This window comes from Spirosoma endbachense (assembly GCF_010233585.1).
Taxonomy (GTDB): Bacteria; Bacteroidota; Bacteroidia; order Cytophagales; family Spirosomataceae; genus Spirosoma; species Spirosoma endbachense.
This window is the reverse complement of record NZ_CP045997.1, coordinates 913,882-935,220: the sequence shown is the minus strand read 5'-3', so window position 1 is coordinate 935,220 and position 21,339 is coordinate 913,882. Positions and strand designations below refer to the sequence as shown.

Sequence of the window (21,339 nt, the reverse complement as noted above, 5' to 3'; positions counted from 1 at the left end):
TTGCTCCGATTGCTATTCTTCATTACCCTGCTCCCTCGTCACTGTCCCGGTAATGTAGCCGTACGGTTCGTCGGTGGCGATGAAAATATCGTTATTGTTGTCCAGACCAAATTGCTCCAGATTGAACGGTATATGGTGCTTGTTGGGCATGATCAGACTAATCTCGCTCACAGCCTCATTCTCTTCCAGAACGGCCGAACCCATTGCCAGCAAGGTTTGCTGGACCGATAGACTTTTATGATGGGCAAACGTTTTCAGGAGTGTTTCTCTAATTTTTGCAAAGGCCGCGGTAAAGTCAAGTTTCTGTGTTGCATATGTCCAGGTAGCCTCGCATTGGGTCGCAAATATGCGATCGGCCGTTTCTTTTAGCGTTGTGTACTGGTCTTTGATATAGCCTTCGAAGCCCGAATCTGTCGTTTTCAGAATCAGCAGGTCTTTGATACCAGAAGAAATGACAATACGGCTCCCGGTCTGTACGATTGTCGTTGTGTATTTCTCAGAACCACCTCCCAGGTAGGCATGGTGATGCGGCTCGCCGTCGAACGTCATACGGCGATACGGATGCTCGACAATGTCGATTGTCGCCTGGGTTACCTGTGGATTATTGGTGATAAAATAATTCGCCAAATACAGCCCGAAGTTTTCGATGGAATCCACGAAATGCGCTTGCGCAAGCGCATAGACAGTGTTCTTCTGCGTATCGGTGGGGAGTATTTTCGAGTTATCGCCTAGGGTATGCGCGGTTTCAAAATCGCCCTGCAAGGATACATTCACGGAGATCTGCCTGAACTCATGATACGTAGGGTGCCGAATTATTTTTGACAGATTCACGGCGTTCTTACCGTACGCATTTTTTTTCAGTATAAGCTTCATGGTTGTTTCGGCTGTTTTAGGTAGTATTGACCCCTATTATAGAAATTAATTTCCTATTTTTAGTCTACCTCCTCAACTCTTCAAGGCTACCACTTACTACGGCCACGCCAGGGATGACCTCAGATAATAGCTCATAGTATGATTGATTTCGCGATCAAAGGAAATAATATTCTTACGCCTGAAGGACTCCAGAAGGCGGTAGTTCTACTAAAAAACGGGTTAATTTCTGATGTTTTAACAGACCTGCCATCAACTATCCATGTTGAAGTCATTGATATTCAGGACAAGGTTCTGATGCCGGGAGTCATTGATCCCCACGTACATATCAATGAGCCTGGCCGGACCGATTGGGAGGGTTTCGACACGGCTACGCGGGCAGCTATTACCGGTGGATTGACAACACTGGTCGACATGCCCCTGAACTCATCCCCGGTAACGACATCGGCGGAAGCTTTCGACCAAAAACTGGCAGCCACCGCAGGCCAACTTCACACAAACTGCGGTTTCTGGGGAGGACTCGTGCCGGGAAATACCGACGAAATTGAAAAACTTATCACCAAAGGTGTATTAGGATTTAAAGCCTTTCTGACTCATTCCGGTATCGACGATTTCCCGAATGTTACCGAAGCGGATTTACGGAAAGCGATGCCCATTATTGCCCAACATGGGCTACCATTGCTCGTCCATTGCGAATTATCTACCAACGAAGTACTGGCGACCGGCGATGTTCGATCCTACCAAAATTACCTGTCATCACGGCCAGCCGAATGGGAAGATAAAGCCATTGCTTTAATGATTCGGCTGTGCGAAGAATACAACTGCCGAACCCACATTGTGCACCTATCATCGGCCAATTCCATCGAACCCATTGCCAAAGCCAAACAAAAAGGGTTACCGCTAACGGTCGAAACGGCACAGCATTATCTGTTTTTCAATGCTGAAACCATTCAGGATGGTCAGACGCAGTTCAAGTGCGCACCACCCATTCGTGAAAAGGAAAACAACGACCAGTTATGGATAGCATTACGCGACGGCATCATTGACTTTGTGGCTACTGACCACTCTCCTGCCCCACCCGACTTAAAACTACTCCAACGTGGTGATTTTATGAAAGCCTGGGGCGGAATCGCATCCCTTCAGTTAGCCTTACCCGCTCTATGGACAGCCGCCCGGCAACGCGGCTTCGCGATAACCGATGTAGCCCGCTGGCTAAGCGAAAAACCAGCTCAATTAGCGGGATTATCGCATCGAAAAGGGCGAATTGCAACCGGATACGATGCCGATTTAATCGTATGGGACCCCCAAAATTCGTTCACTGTTTCGGAAGAAGTATTGCAGCACAAGCATAAAATGACCCCTTATCTGCATCAGGAATTGCATGGAGTGGTCGAACAAACCTATCTCGGTGGCCTGAAGGTTTTTGAGAACGGAACGATCAGCCAGTTGAATGCCGGAAAACTTATTACGCCCTCCATGAAATGACCGATTATTTAAACCGGGCCGAAAACGTACTGAACAAAATCAACGAACTGGCCGCGATCAGTGAAGACCCAGCATGCATCACCCGCACCTTTGGCACTACGGCGTTTCAGCAGGGAAGCCGCATCATTCAAAACTGGATGCAGAATATTGGCCTGGAAACGCGGGTTGATTCTATTGGCAACGTACGAGGTCGATTGATCAGCCCTCAGGCGAATGCCAGAACGTTTGTCATTGCCTCGCACATGGATACGGTCGTGAACGCCGGAAAATTCGACGGGCCGATGGGTGTTATCATGGGCCTGGACCTTATCGAACAGCTCATTCTGGCGGGTAAGCCGCTGCCGTTTAACCTCGAACTGATCGCGTTTAGCGACGAAGAAGGTGTTCGCTTTCACACAACTTACCTTGGCAGCAAAGTCGTTGCCGGTTCATTTGACGAAGCCCTTCTCAACAAAAAAGACGAATCGGGTATCACCTTAGAGGAAGCTATCCAGACAATTGGTGGGAATTCGGCTCAGCTACTCTCCGACTCGATTGCAGCCGATAAGTGGCTGGGTTATTTTGAAATTCATATTGAGCAGGGTCCTGTGCTCTATGAACGTAACGTTCCGGTTGCCGTTGTAACAGATATTGTGGGGCAAAAACGCATTGAAATTATCTTTAGTGGTATGGCTGGTCATGCCGGAACCGTACCGATGACGATGCGGCAGGATGCTCTTTGCGCTGCTGCTGAATTCATTCTGGCAGCCGAGCAACTGGCTGTCAGTGAGCCCACTCTGGTGGCTACGGTTGGCAAACTGAACGTAGTCAATTCGGCGAGTAATGTCATTCCCGGCGAAGTAAGCTGTAGCCTGGATGTACGAAGTAATGATGCATCCATCCTGGCGGTTGCTTACCAAACCTTGCACGATAAATGTGTCGAAATCGGCCAGAAACGGGCAATTACTATCCATTGGAAACTAATTCAGGAAACCACATCGGTAGCCTGCGACCCAGTCATCAGCGACTTATTGGCAGAGGCTATAAACGATTGTGGTTATGAAGTGATCAGGCTGGTAAGTGGTGCCGGACACGATGGCGTACCAATCTCGCAGGTTTCACCGGTTTCCATGCTGTTTGTGCGGTGCTTCAAAGGCATTAGCCATAACCCGCTGGAAAACACAGAATTGGCCGATATGGCTGCTACCCTTCAGGTGGCCGATACCTTTATGAGCCTCTATATCGAAAAACAACTGATTATGTGATTTTTGTCAGCCTGACAAAACGTAAATTAAACCTATGGAAATTTCAGCACTTACCCGATCGGTTGTCAAACGCAATCACGCCATCATTAGCCCCGACGGCTACATCAATAGTCGTGTACCCGGCTGGGATAACTGTACTGTCAACGTGATCATCAATGAGCAAATGGGCGCAAACCTGTGTCAGACGCTCATCACGACAACTGAAAACAGCAGGCTTACGGGTACCACGAAAGCGTCGCAACTGTTTTTCTACGTCATAAGCGGCCAGTGCACAGCAACGGTAAGCGGAGATGAGCAGCCGTTAAAAACAGGGCAGTTTGTCTATATCCCAATTGGCAAAGATTACCTGATCGAGAAAACAGAAGCCGGTACTCAACTGTTGACGTTCCATAAAGTCTACGAAAGGCTGGAGGGCTATGCTATACCGCCCGTTATTTTTGGCAATGCTGCCAACGTAGCGGCTCCAGCCTATCTGGGCGATCCGGCTCTACGTTTGCAGGTGTTACTCCCCGATGAACTATCGTTCGATATGGCAGTCAATATTTTCACCTACGATTCGGGGGGTCATTTGCCGCTGGTCGAAACGCACATCATGGAACACGGCCTTATTTACCTGCAGGGGCAGGGTGTGTATATGCTCGATCAGGACTGGTATCCCATCAAAAAAGGCGATTCGATCTGGATGGCTCCCTATTGTCAGCAGTGGTTCACGGCGATGGGAAAAGAACCCGCCGTCTATATTTATTACAAGAACGTAAACCGTTTTCCCACAACTGTATGATCCTGCCTGAATTAAATCAGTTGCCTGTTAACCAGTTAAAAGCAGCCCTGGTTACGTGTTGTGGGTCAACGGCCTGGGTGAACGAGATGGCCAAAACCTTTCCGGTCGAGAGCAAAGAAAGCCTGTTCGAACAGGCTGAAATCAGCTGGTTTTCCCTCAACGAAAGCGATTGGCGGGAAGCATTTGACCATCACCCGAAAATTGGCGACATCAATTCACTCCGGGAAAAGTTTGCCAATACAAGCACCTGGGCTTCCGGTGAGCAATCAGGCGTTTCAACGGCATCACAACAGGTTTTAGAGGATTTATCGGAAGGAAATCGGCTATACGAAACTAAATTCGGTTATATTTTTATTGTCTGCGCCACCGGGAAGTCGGCCGATGAAATGCTGGAAATTCTAAATTCCAGATTACCCAATTCGCCCGAAGACGAAATCCTGATTGCGATGCAGGAGCAGAATAAAATTACCAAGATCCGTCTTGAAAAACTTCTGGTATCATGAGCCAACTAACCACCCATATTCTTGATACAACACAAGGGAAACCAGCGGTAGCCGTTAGCGTAGTTTTGTATCAACAGCAACGGGAATGGACAGAAATTGCCCGTGGAATTACCAATTCAGATGGGCGGATCAGCGATTTATTGCCCAACGAAGCCGTCTTACCAACCGGCACGTATAAACTACGGTTTGAAACCGGAGCTTATTTCGATATGCTTAACACGCCAACGTTTTATCCGTATGTCGAGATTGCGTTCCAGCTCATTACGGGCGAGCATTACCATGTTCCCTTATTACTGAACCCGTTTGGCTATTCTACCTACCGCGGTTCCTGATCGTGAACCATTAAGATTACGCCTACACGGCGCCATGTCCGAAAAAAACATATCATTATGAAGTTATCGATTCAGGAAAGCGACAAAAACCGATTACTTGATAGCCTAAAACCGGCCAATCTGGCGTTTCAGGCAACGTATCCCGGCGACAAACCCGACCGGCAGCCCGTACATACGGTCTACGGTGGAGCCAATCTGTTTAAGTCGGACACCTGCATCCGGATGGGCGAAATCGCGTTGAAAAACCTGCAAACGTATTCACCCAATTTCGTTGTACTGGCCAATGTGCTGCAATTGGATGGATACGACCGTTTGCCACATCTGCGAAAAGACATTGCCGATCTGACCGATCGTTTAGACGGCCTGTCGGAAGCCGAACGCAGAAAAGAATCGGCCTGGCTAGCCTATTCCGTTTACAACAAAATCGTCCAGAAACTCCAGACCGAAGCCGTGGAGGATTTCCGGATTGACTTTGAAGATGGCTTTGGCAATCGCCCCGACGATGAAGAAGATGCAACGGCCGTTCAGGCGGCTCTTGAAGTGGCGGAGGGCATGAAAGATAAAACGCTATCGCCGTTCATCGGCATTCGCATCAAACCGTTTACCGAAGATTTAAAGTTTCGCGGGGTTCGGACGTTAGATATTTTCCTATCGACGCTGCTCGAAAAAACCGGCGGGGTATTGCCCGATAATTTCGTTGTGATGCTCCCCAAAGTGACCATACCCGAACAGGTAATCACGATGGTGCGCTTATTTGAAATTTTAGAGAAGGAGAACAATCTCGTCCCCAACACCCTGAAAATGGAAACAATGGTGGAGGCTACGCAGATTGTTATGGACGAAGAAGGTCGCAACCCATTAATGCGCATTATCAAAGCCAGCGAAGGCCGGTGTATTGCCGCTCATTTTGGCACATACGACTATACAGCGTCCTGTGGTATTACGGCCAAATACCAGACAATGGATCATCCTGTTTGCGACTTTGCCCACCACGTGACAAAAGTCGCGCTGGGCGGTACCGGTATTTTTCTGTCCGATGGTGCTACTAATGTTATGCCCATCGGCCCCCACCGGGGCGACGACCTGACATTCGAGCAGCTGGCCGAAAACCGTACAGCCGTGCATAATACATGGAAAATTGGGTATAACCACACCATGCATTCACTCATCAACGGGTTTTATCAGGGCTGGGATCTGAACCCGGCTCAGTTGCCGATGCGGTATGCCGCCACGTATAATTTCTTTCTGAGCAGTTACGAAGACGCTGTATTTCGACTGAAAACGTTTGTGGAGCGGTCTGCAATTTCGACGCTAACAAAAGACATTTTCGATGATGCGGCCACCGGACAGGGCTTACTCAATTTCTTCCTGAAAGCGATGAACTGTGGAGCAATATCAGAGGAAGAAGCGCTGGTAACGGGCTTGACAATAGACGAAATACGCAGTCGCTCCTTTTACCGGATCCTGGAAGGAAGACGAAATCATAACGGGTAATTTGGAATGTTACTTTTCATTATCCATTCCAAATTACCCGTTACAGAGCTTTCGCTCAGCATAGAAGCGTGCCACGGTTATTAGGAGTAGCATCAGTAACCGTGGCACGCTTCTATGCTGAGCGAAAGCCCTATATTACCTATCGTAGGCTACTTGATATCACCCCGAATTTCACCCGCCGGAAAGACCGCGGTATGTAAATTGGCGTAATAAAATCCGTTCAGCAAACTATCGACTCGGGTCGCTGTCGTCAAGGTAGTCGTACCTATGATTGGGGAGGTCAAACTCGCGAACGGAATTTCGACTGGCCCGGTACCATTAGCCGCATTGACTCGATGGAGGTGACCCGCCACAGGGCTTAATCCCGAATAGGTAACTGTGTAGCTCAATACACGCGTCGTTGGATCGACCACCCCAACAAACGCGCCGGTAGCTGCTGAAGCATTCGGTATGGGTTTTTCGGCAGCTCCGCTCAAAGCCGCGGTTAGTTTAATTTGGCCATCAACACGGACATTCCCCCGAATTTCGCCCGCCGGAAAGGCAGGCGTATGAAGATTGGCATAGTAAAATCCATTAATTAAACTATCGACCCGGGTTGCCGTTGTCAGCGTAGTAGTGCCTATAATTGGGGAGGTCAAACTCGCAAACGGAATCTCAACTGGCCCGGTGCCATTGGCCGAATTGATTCGGTGGAGGTGACCCGCCACGGGACTTAACCCCGAATAGGTGACCGTATAGCTCAATACGCGGGTAGCACGATCAATTACACCAACAAACGAACCGGTGCCTGCCGACACAACAGGAATTGGTTTCTCCCCTGCTCCACTTAAGGTTGACACCAATCGAATTTTTGCATCGGGAGGTAACGCCTGGTGATCATTGCAATTCATCAGGAAAGAGCTTAGTGCCATGAAAACAGCCACTAACAGGAAGGTAGAGTTCTTTGTCATTTTCATTAATTGAGAAGGTAAGAGTTAGCGAAAACTTGTATTGATACGAACAGAATGAACGGGTAAGGCCTTTTAGACCTATGGCAAAATACGTTGTTGACTATAATTGTTCAAAAAAAATGGCTTTATAACGATACTGACTCTGTACACGTTGGTTTACTTGCAAATACGTACTTAAAGGTATAATTAGATTCTTAGAAACTATTGGTTTTCTGTATGTTATCTTTACTTTATCTCTTTAACGAAAGCAGGGCAGCCTCATGATGAGACAGCCCTGCTTTCGTTGCTCTATAGCTTCTATTTACTGTTTCTTGATATCTCCGCGAATCTCACCAGCAGGATAGAGGGTTGTATGTAAATTGGCATAATAAAATCCGTTCAGCAAACTATCGACCCGCGTTGCTGTCGTCAGTGTAGTCGTACCACTAATTGGCGAAGTAAGGCTCGAAAACGGAATCTCGACAGGCCCAGTGCCATCTGCTTTAGTAACACGGTGTAAATGACCACCCGTCAGTGTTGACGAGAATGGGCCAGTATAAGTAAGCGTATAGCTAAGCACTCGAGTCGTTGTATTTAAATCGCCAACAAAGTTGCCTGTAGCCGTCGATGTTGTTGACGTCGGTTTTTCACCAGCCCCATTTAACGTCGCCACCAGACGCGTGGTTGTTGGAGTGGGTACAGTGGTTGTCGGATTCTCTTCGTCTTTACACGACATAAACGTCGTTCCAAGGGCCAATAAGGCCGCAACAGACAGGATTGCACTTTTCTTGTTCATAAAAATAGGCGTCTATGTGTACAACTGGGTTCAAAAATAGATTGAATTACCCAAAAAGTACGCAGTACTTACAGGTAGAATGGTGAATCAATCGGTTTATTGCCAAGCATACATCAAACCGAGGAAACGGTCGAACTGTTTGCCTGCTCAAAAGATCTCTAGCGACTCATTGTCAGATTATTTCCAAAACGCGGCAGAATCTTCTAATTTTGACCCGCGAACCGGAATCCATTTTGCGATTTCGTTGGTTCTCTCTATAGAGTATACCTTTCAGTAACCCCGTTATCCTATTTGCTATGGCTTTTGATTTAGACATGATTCAGCGCGTTTACGCTAACCTCGGCGAACGCGTCGAAGCAGCCCGGCAGGCAGTGGGCAAACCGCTGACCTTGTCGGAGAAGGTTTTATACAGTCACCTCTTTGCCGGAACTCCGACTCAGGCGTTTGAGCGGGGTAAGGCTTATGTGGACTTTGCACCCGACCGGGTAGCCATGCAGGATGCAACGGCTCAAATGGCTTTGTTGCAGTTTATGCAGGCTGGCCGCCCCCAGGTAGCCGTTCCGTCAACGGTTCACTGCGACCACCTGATTCAGGCCGAAGTAGGGGCCGTCCAGGATCTGGACATCGCCAAGAGTAAGAACAAAGAAGTTTACGACTTCCTGTCGTCTATTTCTAACAAATATGGAATCGGCTTCTGGAAACCGGGCGCAGGTATTATTCACCAGGTGGTGATTGAAAACTATGCATTTCCAGGCGGCATGATGATCGGTACGGACTCGCATACACCCAACGCGGGTGGTCTGGGCATGATTGCCATTGGTGTTGGCGGTGCCGATGCCTGCGACGTCATGGCAGGTCTGGCCTGGGAATTGAAAATGCCTAAACTGATTGGCGTAAAACTGACCGGCAAACTCAGTGGCTGGGCATCGGCCAAAGACGTTATTCTGCGGGTTGCCGGTATTCTGACCGTAAAAGGTGGTACGGGCTGCATTGTCGAATATTTTGGCGAAGGAGCAGAAAGTCTGTCGGCAACGGGTAAAGGAACGATCTGTAACATGGGTGCTGAGATTGGTGCTACCACATCGATCTTCGCCTATGATGAGAAGATGGCTGACTACCTGCGGGCTACCAACCGGGCCGACATCGCTGAAGCTGCCGATGCCGTCAAAGCAAATCTTCGCTCAGATGAAGAAGTCTATGCTGATCCGGCATCGTACTTCGATCAACTCATCGAGATTGACCTCAATACGCTCGAACCGCACATCAACGGTCCGTTCACTCCTGATCTGGCCTGGCCGCTGTCGAACTTCGCCAAAGCGGTGAAAGAAAATAACTGGCCTGCTAAACTTGAAGTTGGTCTGATTGGCTCGTGTACGAACTCCAGCTACGAAGACATGACCCGTTCGGCGTCGGTAGCGGCTCAGGCAACGGCCAAGCACCTGAAAACCAAAGCTGAATTTACGGTAACACCGGGCTCGGAACTGGTTCGATTCACGGCTGAACGCGATGGATTGCTCACTACATTCGAAGAAATCGGTGGTGTGGTATTGGCCAATGCCTGCGGGCCATGCATTGGGCAGTGGGCGCGCCATATGGACGATCCTACCCGTAAGAACTCCATCATCACGTCGTTCAACCGGAACTTCGCCAAGCGGAACGATGGGAACGCCAGCACCCACGCCTTCGTGGCTTCGCCCGAAATTGTGACAGCTCTTGCCATTGCCGGTGACCTGACGTTTAACCCGATGACGGATACACTGACCAATGAAGATGGTGAGCAGGTGAAACTCGATGAGCCGCAGGGCATCGAGCAGCCCATCAAAGGATATGCGGTTGATGATGCTGGTTATCAGGCTCCTGCAGCAGATGGCTCTGGGGTTTCAGTCATCGTTAGCCCAACCTCCGATCGTCTGCAATTGCTGGCTCCCTTTAGCGCCTGGGAAGGTACCGACCTGACCGGCCTGAAATTGCTGATCAAAGCCAAAGGCAAGTGTACGACTGACCATATTTCGATGGCGGGTCCCTGGTTGAAATACCGTGGTCACCTGGACAACATCTCGAATAATATGCTGATTGGCGCGGTTAACTTCTATAACGAGAAGACTAACAGCGTGAAGAATCAACTCACGGGCGAGTATGGTGAAGTACCGGCTGTTCAACGAGCTTACAAGGCTGCTGGTATTGGCTCCATTGTGGTAGGTGACGAGAACTACGGTGAAGGTTCATCGCGTGAGCACGCAGCGATGGAACCCCGTTTTCTGGGCGTTCGGGCGATTCTGGTACGGTCTTTCGCCCGTATTCACGAAACGAACCTGAAAAAACAGGGGATGTTGGCATTAACCTTTGCTAATCCTGCCGATTACGACAAGATTCAGGAAGACGACACGATCGACATCGAAGGTTTGACCGAGTTCGCACCGGGTCGTCCGCTGGAAATCGTTCTGCATCATGCAGATGGCACAACTGACGAGTTTATGGTTAACCATACCTACAACGAAGGTCAGATCGAGTGGTTCAAGGCAGGTGCTGCCCTGAACATCATTCGGATGAAACAGAGTGCATAATTAACCCAGACAGCTTGAGCTTGTCTGTTCTATACTAAATCAACCCGGTTAGCTGCTTCCAGCGAGGCAGTTATCCGGGTTGATTTTTTGTATACAATTATCATTAAATCAGCCCTATACTAACCTTTTAGTAAACTATCATTTCGTTTAATAGTTATTTTAACCATAAATAGAAACCACGTATTAGTTTAAAGCGTTTTTCTGTTCACCTCCATTAGCATTAGTTAAATCTATCAACGCTCTGTTTGGCAAGTCCAGTTTCGCCGGAGCAAAAAAAGCAACTTTCTTAAACAAGTGGACTTTCGCAGAGAAGCGTGCCACGGTACGACGGAACGTGGTTATTAGTACCATCATCATTAACCGTGGTACGCTTCTCTGCGAAAGTCCTAACAAGTATACTTTATGAAAAAGCTACAATCTACGTTCGCCATTCTCACTAGTGTATGTTTGTTTGTGTTGATTGCCCATTCGGCGCTTGCGCAATTTTCGGTTGGCATTAATGGCTCTGTGGCCTCTTCGGATGTTGAAGGCTCCGAAACGTTCTATGGTGGTGGTTTAAATGCCAAAATTTTTCCCACGTCTAACTTTGCTATTGGACTGGGCATCAAAGCCTTTGGCGAATCCCGCAAGTTTAGTGCAGCAGGCCAAACTCTTGAATACTCCGCGGGCATTATTCCTATTACGGCACTAGTCGACTATTACTTCACCGATGGCTTCTTACGCCCCTACGTAGGTGCAGAAGTGGGCGTTTATGCCGTGGCGAGTTCGATTAAGTTTAATGGACAGGAAAGCAGTAAAGTTAATTCGACGAATGGGGGCGTTGCTCCGAAAATTGGTCTATTACTTGCCATTGGCAACCTGGGCATTTTTGCCGAAGGCGCTTACAACATAATCTTTGGTAACAAAGACGGAAACGCGAATGTGGGCGGACTCAATAATGTCAACTTTGATAAAACCTCGAAGTTTTTTACCGTCAACGTCGGCTTACAAATTGGTATTCCTGGCGGGAAATAATCGCCCGAGCACTGTCAACTGGGTCTTATTTTTGTCATTCTGGTGTACGACTAACCGCCGGAATGACAACTACAGCTCATGGCCGGCATTTCGGCAAGGTTAGGAGCACGCTCCTATCGCAGCTTCTCCATTGCCTTCTTCATCCCGGCAAACTGGCGTTTTTTCTGCAATACGGTTGGGGCCGCTACCCGCTCGCGACAATCGAAAATACCGCAACGCTCACAAGCTTCATTGACGACACGAAACGGCAGATCGCCGGACGGGGAATTCATAAACTTCATTTTGCTTTTCAGGGCATCGTTCACGGCAAAACACATCGAGACACTTATGTTCTGCTGAGTTTGCGGCTGAAAGGGATGGGCTACTGAAATAATCAGGTATTGAAGTCCAGAATCGGCGTATTCAGACAGTTGTGCCCGACACAGAGTTCCGTCAAATTCTTTATTCTGCTGCAACGATTGAAGCTCCTGCAGAATAGTCCAGGCAATCCATCGGCGGCAAAAATGCTCATCGACAATACCGCGCGGGCCCTGTTGCCGTGACAGGTGCATTTCCTTCGTTAGTTGGAATGTTGTCTGGCCTGCAATGTGATTGAAGCGGTAGAAAAACAATTGATCGATTCCGAAATGGCTGGGTAATACGTTGCTAAGTCGATAGAAGAATCGCTCAGGAGTAGAGCCAAAATCGGTGATGAGTTGCAAAAAAGCGTCGTTGCTCCACGTGTCACGAGCAAATAAATCAGTCAATTTTGCCACCAGTGCATCCCGACGAATCAGGATAGCTCCGGCAAAATAAGATGCTTTATAGTTATTCAGAATCTGCTCGAATGACTCCGCTTCGACCCAGGAGTAGGTATAAGGCCTGTTTTTCAGACCCAGATACTGAAATCCAACCTCCCGTGCCAGAATAAAGGCCCGCTGCTCGGCCGTTAGTGCCGCATTGAGATGCAATCGACGATGCTCTGGCCGAAAAACCGACCGCAAAGATACCAGTTCAGGTTGTGTGAGCGGGTCGAATTGCTCAATATGAATATCGTAACGGGTCTTAAGTAAATTTATCAGCAACGCTTCACCCACTGACTGACCCTGCTGGGCAAATTCATTCAGGAAGCGCTCGGCATCCGTTTCAATTTCCGGAAAGTAGTTATCATGCATTTCCTGATAGGACCGTAACATGGTCAGATACAGGCGTTCGACACTCATGTTGTAGCTCAGGGCAATATCCATGAACGTGCGAATCATGGCACTAACTTTAGCCGGAGCCTCGGCCAGCAATTCCAGAAGATCTGAAGGATCGATCCCAAAGAGTTCGAGCGGAATTTCGGTCAGGAACTTGGAGCGCAATAGATCTGATATTGGCTCCAGCTTCTTACTGAGTTTCAATGAAACGAGCGCATCATAATCTACCTGCATGGCATTAGCCAGCGCAGAAATCTTATCGGCCTTGGGGTATTTTCGCCCCTTTTCGATTTCTGTTACATAAGAGACAGACAAACCTGACTGCTGTGCCAGTTCACTGACAGACAAGCCCTTGTCGAGTCGCATCTGGCGCATTTTCAGGCCAAATAACAGGCGGATATGATCAGCGGGTAGATTCAACGGATACGTGAGTAGTTAATGAGAGTATAAACCGTATGGTGTAACAACAGGATAAACGATATACTACAAAAGAATTGGTAAAACTACAAAACTGCCGTGAATGAACCTTATACTCTTAAAGCATCGGTCATATTATACCGAGCTATCGAACTCATGAATAGAACCCGATGGCTATGATTTGGCTAATAAGACTACTAAATGCAAAAAACCAGAAAAATATTCCATTCTTTAAAGTGACTTTTATTTAATCATAAAGTCAAATAGTAACAAGCCCACGATTATGGATGCCCAGGATGCTATCAGGTATAAATACGAAGAATTAAAATCTGCCAGTGGTTCACAAGACCTGGAAACAATTAATGAAATCGTTGTTGATATTCTTTCACTTTTACACAAGCAATGGATCAGTATGGCAGGTACCCAAAAAGATACCTACGAAGAGGCCTATTGCTTGGTCGATAATACATTCACAGCCCACCAGACAACAAAACAGGATACCACCAATAGTTATTATCTAAATGAAATCGGCCTGCAAATTGGTCGTGATCTGCATCCGGTTCTAGCCACACCACCCCTAAGGCCCACAAGAGCAAATAAAAGAATCGTGAGTTAATCAGGATAAACTTTTTTAGGGCATTCAAGAACAATAAATCCCGCCATCATACTTGATAGCGGGATTTTTCAATTAAAGTGCTGCCCTTTCAATCCGTATTGATCGAACGAATTTAACGCCTGATTCGCACCGTTGAATTCCAACGGATTTTACGGCGTATATAGGTAAACCTATTGTTAACGAAGTCAGCTTAGCTCTTTTTTTGCTTGCCCGCCATACTGGCAATAGCCGCAACCAGGCGGTCGAGGTCTTTCGGTGTCGTGTATACATGAGGAGTTACACGGACACCATGAATATTCTCCCAGTCGATGCCAACAGCGTGAATCTTGTGTGATCCAAACAACTGGCTATCGACTTCGGTCGATTTCATACCATCAACCGAGAACAGTGCAATAGCTCCTGCCCACTCAGGTTTGAGCGACGTATGCACATGTACCCCTGGAAGGTCGCGAACCCGTTCGGCCCAGTAGTTTTTGAGGTAATGTAATCGAGCCTGCTTCCGGGCCGACCCAATTGCCTGATGAAAATCGACGGCGGTTCCAATCGCCATTTCGGACGCAAACGACCGCGTCCCCAGTGACTCAAACTTCCGAATATCCGCCCCGTCGGGTTCGGTGTTCGATAGCAGCGCCCAAACGTTTTTTATTTTATCTTTCCTGATGTAAAGCATGCCACTGCCAAATGGCGCACAGAGCCATTTGTGGAGGCTGGTAGCATAATAATCGCAGCCGAGATCGGGAATTTTGTAGTCGAGGTGGGCATACGAATGCGCGCCATCACAAATAACCTCAATGCCTTTGGCATGGGCAGCATCGGCAATTTTTCGGACTGGCATTATCTGACCGATCCAATTGATGATGTGCGTAATATGGACCACTTTTGTGCGGGGAGTAAACGCTTTCACATACTTCGCCACCAGTTCATCTTCGTTTTCGGAAGGCAATACCAAATCAAGCCAGACCAGTTTGATACCATCCCGTTTCTCGCGCTGTTTCCAGGCGTTGATCATATTCGGATAGTCCTGTTTTGTCAACACGATTTCATCACCCGGTTTGAGATTCAACCCAAAAATTACGGTGTTCAGCCCTTCGGTCGAATTACGATTGATGGCCAGTTCATCGGGTAAGCAACCCGAAAGATCGGCCAGTTTTGACCGCAATGCTTCCCGTCCCTGATCCAGAACCCGCCACATGTAGAATGACGGCGCTTCGTTCGCAAATTGATAGAACCGAATGTGCGCATCCTGTACCGACTTCGGCTGCGGACTAACTCCGCCATTATTGAGGTTCAGCACGTTTGGCGAAACAGTAAACTCAGTTTTAACCCATGCCCAGAAATCTTCGTCCTGTGCCCACTGCTGCGGTGATTTTAACGTCTCAGGAAACTGCTGTAATGACGTCAGCGCGTTTGTTTCAGACCAGTCGGGCAAGACCAATGGGCTGGCGGCTGCCGCGCCAAGCTGTCGCATGAAGGATCGACGGGATTGAGGCATAGTGGAAAGAGTTTACGAGTGAATAAAGAAGGCTTTGCCAAGATACCAAACACGCACCGAAATCACTAGCAATCAACCTCTAAACAAATTAAATAACCCTTTTTTCGCCTTTAACTTCAGCTCCCGACCTGGATTTTCAGCATTGAACTGCGCTATAATTTCGGACTCGTACTGACGAAAAAATTCCGGATCGAAGTTGGCCTGAGGGAGATGCTCCAACACATAGCGTATGTCTTTACCCTCTACAATCCACTGCTGCCAAACTTCCTGTCGTTGCCGAATTCCGAACGTATTCATACCAACTACGGCTCCGAGCGTCTCCTGATAATTAATCCGTAAGGCAATTTTTCGGTTTGGGTGTTCCCAATAAAACGATTGCTCGCCATCGGGAAGCTGATTATAAACAGTACCATAGGTTTGATACTCGATGTCGAAAAACTTCGCGGAGTTAAAGAAAACTCCCGGCTGATATGGTGTTCGATTACCCAGAATCGTTCTGGCAACGGTTTCGCCCATAATGCGCCCCGTATACCAGATCTGCTCCACCGGCTTCCGTCCCGGCGGGGGTGTCAGGTGCTGCACGCAATCGCCAATGGCATACACGTCCGGCACATTTGTTTCCAGATACTGATTAACCAAAATACCCCGATCCGTTTCCACTGGGGTATTTTTCAGAAAATCAATACTGGGACTAACGCCAACGGATATACCCACAAACTGAGCCGGAATTTCGGTGCCATCTTTCGTAATAACCGACTTAACCCGGCCCGTACCATCGCCCTTAATTTCAGCCAGTTCCGTATTGGTCTGGATATCGATGTGATGCTCCCGAATATGCCGGGTCACCAATGCCGATTCGTCGGCGGGTAATACAGAGTTCCAGAAACTGCCTTCGCGTACCAGAAACGTAACCTGAATGCCACGCGAATTCAACATTTCGCAGAGTTCAATACCAATTAACCCTCCGCCAACGATTACTGCCTGTCTGATATCGTTTGTATTGGCCTCCATTTGATCGAGATCAGGTTTCCCATACAATCCCTGAACGCCCCGCAACTGCTGCCCCGGCCAATCGAAAAAATTAGGTTTAGAGCCAACCGCCAGAATCAGCACATCATACGAAAGTGGTTGCCCATCGGAATATAGGAGTCTCTTCTGGTCAAAGTCCACGCCCGTTACCTGCGCCCTTACCAGTTCTATTCGGTTTTTCGCCCAGAACCAATCTTCATAGGGCTTTGTATGGTGAAACTCCAGATGCCCCATATAAACGTACATCAGAGCAGTCCGGGAGAAGAAATGGTCTGTTTCGGCGGAGACGACGGTAATACGGTCGTCACTTTTTTTACGGATCTCACGGGCAGCGGTGATACCGGCAATGCCGTTACCAAGAATAGCGATATGGCGCATAAAGCAAAAGGTGAATCAGGATGTTGTTTTTAGAGCGCGGGCTCTGCTTCCAAACGTCCACTGCTAACCGGCAGATTCAACAAAATACGACATTATTTACCAAGCGGATTAGTCTTCCGGGTGACAAATCCGGAAAATACGAATTAAACGATTACCCAGTGACTTCTGACAGGTTAACGGGTAAGAGACAGTTATCTTAATAGCTGGCAAAAAAGAAAAGTCGGCAAAGAGACTGCCATCCGTATGAACATAAATGGTATCTCCTTAACTTAACCACTGAAGTGCCAGCGCGATCAATACGCTACGTAATCGGGGAATAACTGAATTGCCAATGGATCAGGCAGTAAATGCATGTCGACATCAAATGACCGAGATTTTCGATAATATTCGAAAGCTCTACCGATTCTACACACCCCGCCATGAACTGGCCAACTATATAGAGTTTTTCTCTGAATCATCGGCCGAGGAAACCTATCATCATGTAGGTGATAATCGATTTATCATTAAGATGTTTCCTAGCTGGACACCGACCTTCTATATCAATCTAGGTCAACCTTATCAGTTAGCCGTTGGCGCTAACCGCTTCCTGATTCAAAAAAGCACGGATGTACTTATCCTGAGAAACAACATTGTTGAACGGCATAATTTGCCAACAGATCACATTTTCACCATCAAGTTTTTTCCGGGTGGGCTCGAAGCGATACTAGGTATCAATCAGGTTCAGTTTTCTGACCAGGTGGTGAAATTAGAAACCGTTTTGCCCGAAGCCCTGATTCATGGGGTCAAACAAGTAGCTGATTTTGACGAGCGTATCGAATTGCTCGAGAATTTCTTTTTAAGTCAATACAAGAAGAAAAAAGCCAGCGCATATTACGTTGACGTTGTGCAAAAAGCCATTGAAACCTATACTGCCAGCAACATGGAATTTACCAGCAGCCAACTGGCTAGTGAGCTATTTGCAACCAACAAAACCCTTTATCGTTACTTTATCAGGGTGATCGGCACCACACCCAAACAGTATTTTTCTACCGTAAGAGCCAGAATGGCCTTAGCTGGCTATGTAGCTAATAAAAAACTATTTTCTCCCGACGATTATGGCTATTACGATATGAGCCATTTTTACAAAGACGTCATCCGGTTCACTGGCAGGAAATTAATTGAGAACGTCGGTTGAAGATGTCCATTTTTTACTAAAAAATCGGACCCTCCCCTCTTTAGATTTGTCGAAAATTAGTTCATAACCCGTATGGCTAACTCTTCGATACTGATAGGTCTGTTGACCCTATTTCTGCTACCCATTTCAAATGCCCAAAGCCAGCCTGGCGTTGTTCGTACTCTTGAGCCATGCGCTTGTCCCGTGGAGGTAGATACGAGCTTTCGCACCCGCTGCGCTTACCTGATTGTGCCCGAGAACCGGAAACAAAAGAATGGAAAAACCATTAAGCTACCTTTTGTGCTGGTACAAAGTAAGAACCCCAATAAAAAGAAAGACCCGCTTCTGTTTACGGGCGGTGGACCAGGAGGCAGTTCGCTGGGCTGGGCCAGGGGAGTTGCCAGAAGTCCAATCATCAACGACCGCGATTGCATTGCCTTTGAGCAGCGGGGCACCTATTTTGCCCTTCCCAGGCTATCGGGCAACGAATTAGATGATGCGATCCGGGAGTCTTACCGCAAAAATCTGAATAAAGATAGCATGATGGTAGTTGGCGGTAAACGCTACAAAAAGGCGCTGGAAGCAAAGGGCATTGACCTCTCAGGCTACAACACCGACGAAACCGTATCGGACATTCATGACCTGCTGGCCACTTTGCAGATTGATTCCGTTAATCTGTCGGGTATCTCCTATAGCGGTGGGCTCATGCTGGCCGTACTTCAGAAAGACCCTGCCCGGATTCGGTCCTTAATCCTGGATTCACCGCTCCCAACGTTCGTTCCTATCGATGAAGATGAGCCCGCCAATTTCAACGAATCACTCACGATCTTATTCCGCCATGTCGATACAGATTCGACCAATAAAGCATTGTATGGCAATTTGAAAGAGAAGTTCGAGCGCTATTTTACCTCCATCGACGGGAAAAAATTTTATATTCCTTATGTGGAGAAGGGCACCACCGATACGGTGCGCATTCAGTACACCAGAAGCGACTTATTGGGCGTTCTCGTGAACACTCGCATGAAACACATTCCTTATGTGATTACCGAAATGATAAAGGGGAATCACTATAGCTACATTAAACGAGCCCTTGATGGTATTTTTGAACACAGTACGGCTCCTTCGGGCATGAGAATTTCGGTTTATTGTGCTGATCAGACCGCTTATCATAGCGAAAAAGTAGGCCACCAACTCTACGATGCGTATCCCTATTTGAAAGGCTACCACATTAATGATGTCTATAAAGAACTGTGTGATTGCTGGAAGGTTCCACCCATAAGACCGGAAACCAAGCAACCTTTCTATTCCAACAAACCGGCCTTATTGGCCGATGGCGAAATGGACAATGCCTGCCGACCGCTTTACATCGACATGATTCATCATTATATGCCGAATAGCCAGCGGCTGCTTTTTACCAAGTACGCACACGGGGTTGGTGGTGACGATATGACTCGTTTTATGCAGTTATTCCTCGATCAGCCGTACCGGAAAATAGAATCGAATAAGAACGATATTATTGCTTATTGATGGCAACTGGTTATCGACCCGGTTCTTTGCCCGTATAAATGGTTATAAAATCATCATCTATTCGAAAATAACCACCACTGGATACCTGATCGCGAACTACTTGCTCGCCAATAAACTGTAAGATGGCAGGCCGCTGCAAAAGGGGCGTTTGGGTAAGTTGCTGCCAGTATTGGGGTGTAGGGATGTTGATAATCGCCAGCGCGTTTCCGCCGGCAAACTCATACCACATATCAAAAGCAGCCTCCTCACTCCTGTAATGAACCGTACCACTACGTCCTTGGCTCGTGTAGAGTACGCGGGCGTTGGTCATAAACGACGAAGAATTGCCAACCGGATTTTGTTGCTTTGCCATTGAAAGTTGACTGGATTAGTTTTTGCCCTTAGTTGAGCCGGTCGTTGCTATACCGGATAACTCAATTTTGCCATCGTTCAGCACTTTACCCGTTATCGCTTTGACGTACGCATGAGTTGTACCCGGAATTACTTTACCGTCATCGTTGCACTCGCCACTCACTATCGAATCGGCCGAATAAATCGTGTAGTCTTTTCGAATCAGTACGGTTTCTGTACAGCTAAACCCACAATCAGTGCCACACGCACCAATAGCCAGCTGCCGCTCACTGATTTTTTCGCCTGATTTGGTAAAGGTGCTTAGCATAACCCGATAGATTTCGGCCGGAGCCAGCCAGACAACCCGATAAACGGTAGCCGTGTCGGGCAGGATACCGAAACACCGGTTGGGCGTATCGGGGTTGTTGACAAACAGGGTATCGGTAGAATTAGGGTCGGTGGCCGGAAAAATCTCTGGCGAAAAATCAGCGGTGCTTCTGATTTCCATTGGCAACGATAAAACTCTGAATTTTTGCAGGAATTTATGAAATGCTTTTCCCTTTGCGGTTGCTGGTATCGATGTGGTTTTGTCAGTTGATGTATTGGTGGAGCAGGATGAAGTAAAAAGCAGGCTCGTTAATACAATTATTCGTACGTAATTCATTGGTTTGTCAGTAAGAAGAAACGGCGAACGAGCGTCACTCCTAGACCTCAAACGGCAGTTCGTAATCCTTTGTAATGACTTTAGAACTACGCGTTTTTACGGATACCCTGGCCTTAAGGGGCGATTCATTCACCAAATAAAATTTAACGAACTGATCCTGATAATACATCCAGGAATGGTCTTCCAGTAAATAGTCGGTTACACCAGCCTTGGATGCCTGATAAGCCCATCGTTCTACATGCAAAGGTTCATAATTAATGATATTACCCATCGAATAAATCTGAAGGCCAGGGAGTGACTTGTTTCCCAGTTCCGTACAGCTCACTACCGTGATAGTTAGTGATGAACCGTCTTCGAGGTCCCGAACCGACCATTCGTCGATGGTAGTCTTTTCATTTGCCATTGAATTACAATCAGTTAAGTGGTTTTATAGCAGCGCCACTCGTTTCCATACGGACTTGTTGCCAAATCATCAGGTAGCGCTTCGTTCAGTACAAAGGTGTTGGCCACTGTCACTATGCCCAAAGATTTTAGCACGAATAG

Annotated in this window: 20 protein-coding genes; 11 read left to right on the top strand and 9 right to left on the bottom strand. The window is 47.6% G+C overall.

Going from position 1 to position 21,339, the window contains the following annotated elements:
• Window positions 1-12: 12 nt before the first annotated feature.
• Window positions 13-873 carry a factor-independent urate hydroxylase gene (gene pucL / locus GJR95_RS03765; protein ID WP_162384618.1) on the bottom strand — a complete coding sequence of 287 codons (861 nt, stop codon included), beginning with the start codon at window positions 871-873 and terminating at the stop codon, window positions 13-15.
• 138 nt (window positions 874-1,011) lie between these two features.
• Here pucL and allB point away from each other — a divergent pair, with 138 nt between their 5' ends.
• Genes allB through GJR95_RS03735 form a run of 6 tightly spaced genes read left to right on the top strand, consistent with a single transcriptional unit; the run spans window position 1,012 to window position 6,709 of the window.
• Window positions 1,012-2,355 (top strand): allantoinase AllB, encoded by a 1,344-nt coding sequence (gene allB / locus GJR95_RS03760; RefSeq protein ID WP_162384617.1) that lies wholly within the window; start codon window positions 1,012-1,014, stop codon window positions 2,353-2,355.
• Window positions 2,352-3,599, top strand: coding sequence for an allantoate amidohydrolase (locus GJR95_RS03755; RefSeq protein ID WP_162384616.1), 1,248 nt, complete (start codon window positions 2,352-2,354; stop codon window positions 3,597-3,599). The genes allB and GJR95_RS03755 overlap by 4 nt, the downstream gene beginning before the upstream one ends.
• 34 nt (window positions 3,600-3,633) lie before the next feature.
• Window positions 3,634-4,380 (top strand): (S)-ureidoglycine aminohydrolase, encoded by a 747-nt coding sequence (gene allE, locus GJR95_RS03750; RefSeq protein WP_162384615.1) that lies wholly within the window; start codon window positions 3,634-3,636, stop codon window positions 4,378-4,380.
• Window positions 4,377-4,883, top strand: a complete 507-nt coding sequence (gene uraD, locus GJR95_RS03745) for a 2-oxo-4-hydroxy-4-carboxy-5-ureidoimidazoline decarboxylase (RefSeq protein WP_162384614.1) — start codon at window positions 4,377-4,379, stop codon at window positions 4,881-4,883. Before allE ends, uraD begins: the two co-directional genes overlap by 4 nt.
• A complete protein-coding gene (gene uraH, locus GJR95_RS03740) occupies window positions 4,880-5,215 on the top strand; it encodes a hydroxyisourate hydrolase (protein WP_162384613.1) in 336 nt (111 codons plus the stop codon). The genes uraD and uraH overlap by 4 nt, the downstream gene beginning before the upstream one ends.
• A gap of 57 nt (window positions 5,216-5,272) precedes the next feature.
• Window positions 5,273-6,709, top strand: a complete 1,437-nt coding sequence (locus tag GJR95_RS03735) for a DUF6986 family protein (protein ID WP_162384612.1) — start codon at window positions 5,273-5,275, stop codon at window positions 6,707-6,709.
• 149 nt (window positions 6,710-6,858) lie between these two features.
• Here the strand turns inward: GJR95_RS03735 and GJR95_RS03730 are convergent, their stop codons facing one another.
• Window positions 6,859-7,659: a CHRD domain-containing protein gene (locus tag GJR95_RS03730; RefSeq protein ID WP_162384611.1), complete on the bottom strand. Its 801-nt coding sequence runs from the start codon at window positions 7,657-7,659 to the stop codon at window positions 6,859-6,861.
• Between the two features lie 301 nt (window positions 7,660-7,960).
• Window positions 7,961-8,434 (bottom strand): CHRD domain-containing protein, encoded by a 474-nt coding sequence (locus GJR95_RS03725; RefSeq protein ID WP_162384610.1) that lies wholly within the window; start codon window positions 8,432-8,434, stop codon window positions 7,961-7,963.
• Between the two features lie 296 nt (window positions 8,435-8,730).
• On the opposite strand from GJR95_RS03725, the gene GJR95_RS03720 reads away from it, so the two are divergent.
• Window positions 8,731-10,998 (top strand): aconitate hydratase, encoded by a 2,268-nt coding sequence (locus GJR95_RS03720; RefSeq protein ID WP_162384609.1) that lies wholly within the window; start codon window positions 8,731-8,733, stop codon window positions 10,996-10,998.
• Between the two features lie 402 nt (window positions 10,999-11,400).
• On the top strand, window positions 11,401-12,012 hold the full coding sequence (locus tag GJR95_RS03715) for a hypothetical protein (protein ID WP_162384608.1): 612 nt from the start codon (window positions 11,401-11,403) through the stop codon (window positions 12,010-12,012).
• A gap of 113 nt (window positions 12,013-12,125) precedes the next feature.
• Here GJR95_RS03715 and GJR95_RS03710 read toward each other — a convergent pair whose 3' ends face one another.
• A complete protein-coding gene (locus GJR95_RS03710; protein WP_162384607.1) occupies window positions 12,126-13,610 on the bottom strand; it encodes a helix-turn-helix domain-containing protein in 1,485 nt (494 codons plus the stop codon).
• 280 nt (window positions 13,611-13,890) lie between these two features.
• On the opposite strand from GJR95_RS03710, the gene GJR95_RS03705 reads away from it, so the two are divergent.
• A complete protein-coding gene (locus tag GJR95_RS03705) occupies window positions 13,891-14,223 on the top strand; it encodes a hypothetical protein (protein WP_162384606.1) in 333 nt (110 codons plus the stop codon).
• 190 nt (window positions 14,224-14,413) lie between these two features.
• On the opposite strand, the gene GJR95_RS03700 is transcribed toward GJR95_RS03705, so the two are convergent.
• The gene (locus GJR95_RS03700) at window positions 14,414-15,715 is read right to left on the bottom strand and encodes an aminotransferase class V-fold PLP-dependent enzyme (protein WP_162384605.1); all 1,302 of its coding nucleotides are present in this window, start codon (window positions 15,713-15,715) and stop codon (window positions 14,414-14,416) included.
• A gap of 72 nt (window positions 15,716-15,787) precedes the next feature.
• A complete protein-coding gene (locus tag GJR95_RS03695; protein WP_162384604.1) occupies window positions 15,788-17,122 on the bottom strand; it encodes an NAD(P)/FAD-dependent oxidoreductase in 1,335 nt (444 codons plus the stop codon).
• A gap of 364 nt (window positions 17,123-17,486) precedes the next feature.
• Between GJR95_RS03695 and GJR95_RS03690 the strand changes: the two genes are divergently transcribed.
• On the top strand, window positions 17,487-18,296 hold the full coding sequence (locus tag GJR95_RS03690; RefSeq protein WP_162384603.1) for a helix-turn-helix domain-containing protein: 810 nt from the start codon (window positions 17,487-17,489) through the stop codon (window positions 18,294-18,296).
• Between the two features lie 72 nt (window positions 18,297-18,368).
• Window positions 18,369-19,802: an alpha/beta fold hydrolase gene (locus tag GJR95_RS03685; RefSeq protein WP_162384602.1), complete on the top strand. Its 1,434-nt coding sequence runs from the start codon at window positions 18,369-18,371 to the stop codon at window positions 19,800-19,802.
• A gap of 10 nt (window positions 19,803-19,812) precedes the next feature.
• Here GJR95_RS03685 and GJR95_RS03680 read toward each other — a convergent pair whose 3' ends face one another.
• The 3 genes from GJR95_RS03680 to GJR95_RS03670 are packed head-to-tail and all read right to left on the bottom strand — an operon-like array spanning window position 19,813 to window position 21,199.
• Window positions 19,813-20,154: a hypothetical protein gene (locus GJR95_RS03680; protein WP_162384601.1), complete on the bottom strand. Its 342-nt coding sequence runs from the start codon at window positions 20,152-20,154 to the stop codon at window positions 19,813-19,815.
• 15 nt (window positions 20,155-20,169) lie between these two features.
• Window positions 20,170-20,796: a hypothetical protein gene (locus tag GJR95_RS03675; RefSeq protein WP_162384600.1), complete on the bottom strand. Its 627-nt coding sequence runs from the start codon at window positions 20,794-20,796 to the stop codon at window positions 20,170-20,172.
• Between the two features lie 40 nt (window positions 20,797-20,836).
• Window positions 20,837-21,199, bottom strand: coding sequence for a hypothetical protein (locus tag GJR95_RS03670; protein WP_162384599.1), 363 nt, complete (start codon window positions 21,197-21,199; stop codon window positions 20,837-20,839).
• Between the last annotated feature and the right edge of the window lie 140 nt (window positions 21,200-21,339).